The organism is Dielma fastidiosa (assembly GCF_000313565.1).
Lineage (GTDB): Bacteria > Bacillota_I > Bacilli_A > Erysipelotrichales > Erysipelotrichaceae > Dielma > Dielma fastidiosa.
In genome coordinates, this window is record NZ_HE578923.1 from 158,204 (window position 1) to 165,541 (window position 7,338).

The 7,338-nt window shown below is 36.6% G+C and carries 6 protein-coding genes and 1 riboswitch; of the genes, 5 read left to right on the forward strand and 1 reads right to left on the reverse strand.

The window, feature by feature from the left end; genetic code table 11:
- Positions 1-1,927 (forward strand): hypothetical protein (locus DAHG_RS01115; RefSeq protein WP_161650489.1); only part of this gene is annotated, 1,927 nt, incomplete at its 5' end.
- Between the two features lie 153 nt (positions 1,928-2,080).
- Here DAHG_RS01115 and DAHG_RS18375 read toward each other — a convergent pair.
- Positions 2,081-2,566 (reverse strand): hypothetical protein, encoded by a 486-nt coding sequence (locus DAHG_RS18375; protein ID WP_022936474.1) that lies wholly within the window; start codon positions 2,564-2,566, stop codon positions 2,081-2,083.
- Positions 2,567-2,764: 198 nt separating this feature from the next.
- Between DAHG_RS18375 and DAHG_RS01125 the strand changes: the two genes are divergently transcribed.
- From DAHG_RS01125 to DAHG_RS21375, 4 genes are all read left to right on the forward strand, one after another.
- A complete protein-coding gene (locus DAHG_RS01125; RefSeq protein ID WP_022936475.1) occupies positions 2,765-3,046 on the forward strand; it encodes a co-chaperone GroES in 282 nt (93 codons plus the stop codon).
- A 21-nt stretch (positions 3,047-3,067) separates the two neighbouring features.
- Positions 3,068-4,678: a chaperonin GroEL gene (gene groL / locus DAHG_RS01130; protein ID WP_022936476.1), complete on the forward strand. Its 1,611-nt coding sequence runs from the start codon at positions 3,068-3,070 to the stop codon at positions 4,676-4,678.
- Positions 4,679-4,823: 145 nt separating this feature from the next.
- Positions 4,824-4,921, forward strand: a riboswitch (purine riboswitch).
- A 62-nt stretch (positions 4,922-4,983) separates the two neighbouring features.
- Positions 4,984-6,339 carry an NCS2 family permease gene (locus tag DAHG_RS01135; RefSeq protein WP_022936477.1) on the forward strand — a complete coding sequence of 452 codons (1,356 nt, stop codon included), beginning with the start codon at positions 4,984-4,986 and terminating at the stop codon, positions 6,337-6,339.
- A 276-nt stretch (positions 6,340-6,615) separates the two neighbouring features.
- The coding region (locus DAHG_RS21375) for a hypothetical protein (protein ID WP_022936479.1) at positions 6,616-7,338 on the forward strand (723 nt) is incomplete at its 3' end.

Sequence of the window (7,338 nt, forward strand, 5' to 3'; positions counted from 1 at the left end):
TGTGACAACAGCCAAAGCATTAGAATTAAAAGGTGTAACTGTAAAAGGTAAATTAGTTGTCATTGGTGACAACAAGACAGCCGGTAAATTAACGATTACTGATTCAAAGATTGAATCAATCAGCACACAGACAAGAAATACAGAAGTCGTATTAAGCGGCGAAACAGAAGTAAAGACGATCGTATTGGAAGAGACAGCAGCGGTAACACCGGATAAGAACTTCAAAGGTGAAGTAGAGAAAATTGAAGTACAGTCAACAACTAAAGGTGAAATCGTGATTGAAGTGCCTGCACAGGAAGTAAGTACACGGACATATGCAAGTGTGGATATTCAGGCACCGGTAGAAAGCCTTGAAGTAAAGACTGATACGCAAATCAAGGTAAATGCGGATGTTAAGAATGTTGTAGTAACCGAAAGTGCAAAAGATACAGCCATTGAAGTATCAAAAGGCAGTACGGTAGGCACATTGACAGCCGACGCACCAGTAAGTATTGATGGTAAAGGAACTGTCAACAAGGTAGAAGCGAATGTTGATGGCGTAGAAGCTGGCAAGGATACAGTTATCAAGGACGTAGAAACAGGCAAGGATGTAGAGAAAGCACCAGAAGTAAATAAACCATCAACAGGTGGATCTTCAAGTGGAGGAAGCGGTTCTGTAACACCAAGCTACACTACACACACAGTAATAGATGATGGCTCTTTGAAAACAGCAATTATGGATTCAAAGGATAATGATCATATTGTTCTTCAAAATGATATTACATTAACATTGACAAAAACTGGTGTTGACAGTGTTGAACTTGGGTTTTATGATCAATTGCTTTCTGATACAAGTAAGAAAGAGATCATCATCGATTTAAATGGTAAAACTTTAACACTTTCAAGTGTTCATTATATAAATAATAAAGGTAAAACTGTCTCAACTAAATTTTCATATATAAACAAGAGTATTGTCTTTAAGAATGGTAATATAACAAGTAAAAATAAAATAGATGGTTCAGATTCTGTGTTTATTGTAGGTAAGGATGGAAGTATTACATTAGATAATGTAAAGATGGATACAAATGCTTCCGCATTATCACCTCAAGGTAATGCTTCAAAAGTAATAGTAAAAAATCATTCTGAAATTAACGCTGGAACTTATGCAGTTGGAACAAATGCGGGCTCTGAAGATAATTATAATTTTGAAATTTTGATTGAAGATAGTATTTTAAAAACAACAGGAAATAATGGAACAGACACAGAAGATGCTAAAGATAACGATGATGCGACAGTATTAATAAATGTTCCAGGTAGCTTAATAATTAAAAATTCAGAATTATATGGAAATCGTCAAACATTAGTAGTTAGAGCTGGCAATGCAACAGTTACTAATACAAAAATTCATTATACTGATGCATTTGGTAAAGATAAGGATTACTTAACTGGTAATTGGGGAGGTGGCAATGAATTGCCTTGCGCTCCAATTGTAGTTGGGGATAGATTTGGTTCAGATACGTATAAGTCTGATTCTGTTTTAACTCTTGATTATGTAACAATTACTGGTGAACATACTCAGAAATTATCGGCAGATACAGAGAACATTCAATTAGTTCAAATTTATGTATATGGTAGAAATGGACATAGTGCGATTCTTAATGTTAATGATGGCTGTGATTTTGTTGCTTCTAAGGTTTTAGTTGGACCTGAGCACACAGATATCACCGGATTAACAGATTATAGCAAGATAGATACTAATAGTAAAATCATATCAGAACATGAAGAAGAGACAAATGATTCAACTAATGGTTCTCTTCCTGAAGATGTAGATAATATAGAGAATACTGATGAATCAAATACAGAAGATAATACTGTGAATGATTCAACAACTTCAAATAACGAAGAGGAGAAAGAAGAAGAAGTTCCGACTGCTCCAGCAACTGAATAATCAATAAATTCAAACAATCACAGGCTAACCCCCTGTGATTTGTTTACATAAAAAAGTGCTGAACAATCAAGTTTCAGCACTTTTCTACATATATATAAAAAGAGAGGGAATGGGGCATCATTCAAATCTGGTTCGATTCAGCCCCATAAACTTTTAATGTGATCCATTCACAATTATTGATGCAATCTTGCCAATTACAGGTACTTCATAAGCGATATAATTGTAGGCTTTAATCATAGCGATTACTTTAAAGACAAAAAATACTAAAGCAATAATGCCGGTAATTAAGCCAAATACTAATAAAATAATTCCAAAAACACTTCCGGTTAACAATGACATAATCCCTGAAAAGCTAACAAACCAACCAGTTACCATGGCAGTACCGCCAATAATAGCTGTAATCATTGAAATAATAAATGAAAGAACACCAGGAATAAATACCAGCATGACAGCCTGAACACAATGGAATTTAACCAAATCGCTGTCTTTCTCAACAAAGAAAACAACAAGTGGAATAATCCAAGCTAAAGCTGAGGCATGAAAGGCAAAGCCAACCAGCATCGGTATTAAATAAACAAATAAAGCTACAAGATTTGCATCCAGATTAGCTATTGATGATTTATGTGGTTCATAATACATAAACGAATCCTCCTTATAAGATATTCTTATTATAATTTATTCTCATGAAATTACAATCATTATGACAGCATTGTAATACTGGAATGAAATAGCAAAATATATAAAAAGTTTTAGCAGACGTATTGACAGAGTGCTAGAATTGAGTATAATATGAGTTAGCACAAAGATAGTGAGAGTGCCAAAAAGGAGGAATACTTAATGATTAAACCATTACATGATTATGTTCTGTTGGAAAAAGTAGAGGCTGAAAAGAAAACAGCAAGCGGTATCGTTTTGACTGAAGCTTCAAAAGAAAAACCTTCCTATGCGATTGTTAAAGCTGTTGGCGAGGGAAAGCTGGTGGATGGACAATTAGTAAAACCGACTGTGGCTGTTAATGATAAAGTAGTTTATAAAAAGTATTCAGGTACTGAAGTTAAAGTAGATGATGTTGAATATATCTTGGTTCCTGAAAGTGATATCTTAGGAATCATGGAATAATAAGAAAGCGAGGAAAATGATATGAGTAAGGAAGTACGTTTTTCTAAAGATGCAAGAGAGGCAATGCTGCAGGGTGTAGATATCCTTGCCGATTCAGTAAAAGTAACATTGGGTCCTAAAGGCCGTAATGTAGTTTTGGATAAGGGTTATGGCTCACCATTGATTACTAATGATGGTGTAAGTATCGCAAAAGAAATTGAATGTGCTGATAAATTTGCCAATATGGGAGCTAAATTAGTTTATGAGGTAGCAGCTAAGACAAATGATACAGCTGGTGATGGTACAACAACGGCTACTCTTTTAGCTCAGTCAATGATTCATAAAGGATTGAAGATGGTTGAAAAGGGAGCTAACCCTGTATTGATGCGTGAAGGTATCGATAAAGCCAGCAAGGAAGCAGCTAAGATTTTATTAAGCAAGGCACACAAAGTAGAAACTAACAATGATATCGCATCTGTTGCTTCAATTTCTGCAGGCAGCACTGAAATCGGCGGCTTTATTGCTGAAGCAATGGAAAAGGTTGGCAAAGACGGTGTAATCACTGTAGATGAATCTAAAGGCTTTGATACTGAATTAGAAGTTGTTGAAGGTATGCAGTTTGATAAAGGCTATGTTTCACCTTACATGGTAAGCAATCGCGAAACAATGTCAATCGAAATCGACAATGCCTTAATTATGGTTACTGATCAAAAGATTTCCACGATTCAGGAAATTCTGCCGGTACTTGAAAAAGTAGTACAATCAGGCAAACCATTATTGATGATTGCTGAAGATTATGATAACGATGTAGTATCAACATTAATTGTTAATAAACTGCGCGGTACTTTCAATGTTGTAGCGGTTAAAGCTCCTGGCTTTGGTGACAATCAGAAAGAAATGCTGCAGGATATCGCAATCTTAACGGGCGCTAAATTCTATGCTAAAGATCTGAATATGGATCTGAAAGAAATGGATATTACTGATTTAGGTTCTGCGGGTAAGATCTTAGTAAATAAAGATACGACGACAATTATCAACGGCGCTGGTGATAAGGCTGCTGTTGAGGCTAGAACTGATGAAATCCACAATCAGATGGATAATACAGAAAGCGAATTTGATAAGAAGAAATTTGCTGAACGTTTAGCTAAGCTGGCTGGCGGTGTTGCTGTTATTAAAGTTGGTGCCGCTACAGAAAGTGAATTAAAAGAAAAGAAACTGCGCATCGAGGATGCATTAAATGCTACTAAGGCAGCGGTTGCTGAAGGTACGGTTATCGGCGGCGGCGCAGTATTAGTGGAAGTATACAATGAATTAAAAGATGTATTGAAATCAGAGGTTACTGATGTACAGAGAGGCTTCAGCGTAGTTCTTGATTCATTATTGATTCCGGTTTATCAGATCGCTGAGAATGCTGGTTATAATGGTGATGATATTGTCGCAATGCAGAAAGCTGCTAAACCTAATGTTGGTTTCGATGCGAAACTTGGTCAATGGGTGGATATGTTCTCAGCAGGTATCATTGATCCGGCTAAAGTTACAAAGAGCGCTTTATTGAATGCCGCAAGCATTGCTGCATTATTCCTGACAACGGAAGCAGCTGTGGCTGAATTACCGGAAAAGAAGGAACCAATCGCTCCGCCAATGGATTATTAATCTAAAGAGGGAAATTCCCTCTTTTTCTTGTTTTACAGATGACAGGGCTTACATTTTTCAAGATGTTAAATGATCATTGAAAAAGCTTAAATTTATTGATAAAAAGGCAGATTTTACAATTGAACTGTCAGTCATATTTCGATATAATAGTAAGGTATTTGTTCATCATATAAGCTTCTGATAAGGGGAAGCGTTTCTACCTGGCACCGTAAATGCCGGACTATGATGAAAGCATCTTTTTGCTTTCATTGTGGTCAATGAAAGCTTTTTTATATGCCGAACAAAACAGAAAGAGGGATTGAACAATGTTAGAAAAGTTATTTAAACTTAAGGAAAAGCATACATCGGTTAAGACAGAAATTATTGCCGGTGTTACTACTTTTCTTACCATGGCGTACATTCTTGGGGTAAACCCGAATATGCTGTCAGCAACGGGTATGGATTTCAATTCAGTATTCCTTGCTACGGCTATTTCTTCTGGTATTGCTAGTATTTTAATGGGACTATTGGCAAATTATCCAGTTTCACTGGCTCCTGGTATGGGCGTTAATGCATTATTTACATATACTGTCTGCTTCCAGTATGGTTATACATGGCAGGAAGCATTAGCCGTTGTATTATTATCTGGTGTAATTTTCTTTATTATATCTGTAACCGGCTTAAGAAAAATGGTTATCAATGCGATTCCAAAGCATTTAAAAGCAGCGATTGGTGCCGGTATCGGTTTCTTTATCGCTTTCATCGGCTTGAAGAATGCGGGTATTGTAGTTGCGAATGCCTCTACTTATGTAGGTCTTGGACCTTTCACTGATCCAACGGTAGCTCTTTGTCTATTCGGCATCATCGTTACTGTTGTATTGCTGATTCGTAAGGTAAACGCGGCTGTATTCTATGGTTTGATTATCACAGCAGTGGTTGGTGTTGTTTTGGGAATGTTGGGTGTATCCGGCATGCCTGCTATGCCAAGCGGTGTCGTTGACAGCATGCCTGCAATGCCTACCTTCATGGCATTTACTGAAGGCTTCAGCACTTTATTCTCACATACAGATTTGATTTTAGTATTATTCTCTTTCCTATTTGTCGATTTCTTCGATACAGCCGGCACTTTAGTTGCCATCGCAAGCCGTATTGATCTGATCGATGAAAAAGGTGAATTGATCAATGCTGAACAAGCATTTGTGGCAGACTCTGTCGGTACTTGTGTCGGCGCTGTATTAGGTACTTCAACAGTTACATCTTTTGTTGAATCAACTTCAGGTGTTGCTGCCGGCGGCCGTACAGGTCTTACAGCTGTGGTGACAGGTGTGCTCTTCTTATTAGCTGTATTCTTTACACCATTGCTGAGCGTATTTAACTCTGTCCCAGTAATGATTGGTGAAACACAGTATTTCCTTTCACCGGTTACCTCACCTGCATTAATCATTGTCGGTGTGCTGATGGTTCAGCAGCTGAGAGAAATCGATTGGACGGATCTGGCTCTGGCTGCGCCTTGCTTCATTACTGTAATCATGATGGTTTGCGCGTCAAGTATTTCTGATGGTATTGCTTTAGGCTTTATTACTTATGGCATTGCTCAGATTGCAACTGGTAAGGTTAAAGAAGTCCATATTTCAATGTGGGTATTGATTTTAATCTTTATTGCTCGTTTTATCTTTATTTAATAAAATTAAATTAATATTTACAAAGCTGGCGGCTGCCGGCTTTTTTCTTTTTGTTTTATAGGAAATTTCATTTTCAAGCATCAAAGGTTAAATATCTCATTATGAAGATTAATCTAAAAAATGATAAAAACGGATGAAATTATCGTGTGAATATGGTATACTATAAGTAACAAAAAACAATCTATTTAATCATTAAATTTCATATAAGCATCACCTAGTTTCCTTTGTATCTATCGAATCTCAGTGGATGCTTTTTTGTTCAAGGGGGGAATATCCATGAAGTGTTTATCTTATTCAAATCGCTTCTATTATAAAGAGTTATCAGAAGAAGATGCGAATTGTATTAAGAAGGATTTGATCCTGTATAACTCTATGCTTCATACCGCTTATAAGAAACTCTATCTAACTTGTTTTCATGGTGTCAAGGATGCAGTCTCTTTACAAAAACAGTTAAAAGCAAGATATGGAACGAATGATTATTTTCCTTTATCTGCAATACATGAAGCCAGAGCCCTGCTTAAAAGTAATATTGAAACTAATCAGCGATTGAAGAAAGCATGTACTAAACGGATTGAAAGAATCAAAGAGAAGATTCGTAAGGAAAACAAAACTTTACAGAACTGGCAGAAACAGAAAGAACAATTGATTCAAAAAAGCAAGGAACATAAAACTAGTGAAGCAGACTATTTGTATGAGGTACAGATCGTCAGTCCGAATATCAAACAGCTAAAACATAGAATCGGGTTGCTGACCTTTAAATTAAACCGGGAAACGGATAAACTGAATCATTTGAACTTAGGTGTGAGAGCCGCTTGCTTTGGTTCAAGGAAGAAGCTGCATAAAAATCTTGAAGCTTATCGGTATGAGCGAAGAAAACGAATGCTGATAACGGGAAGACGGCAGGGAAAATACAGTAACAATCTCTTCAAATATCATCTTGAATCCGGGATCATGGTTTATCGAAGCACAGAGAAAGAAGTTCATTTACCGATCCAGTTT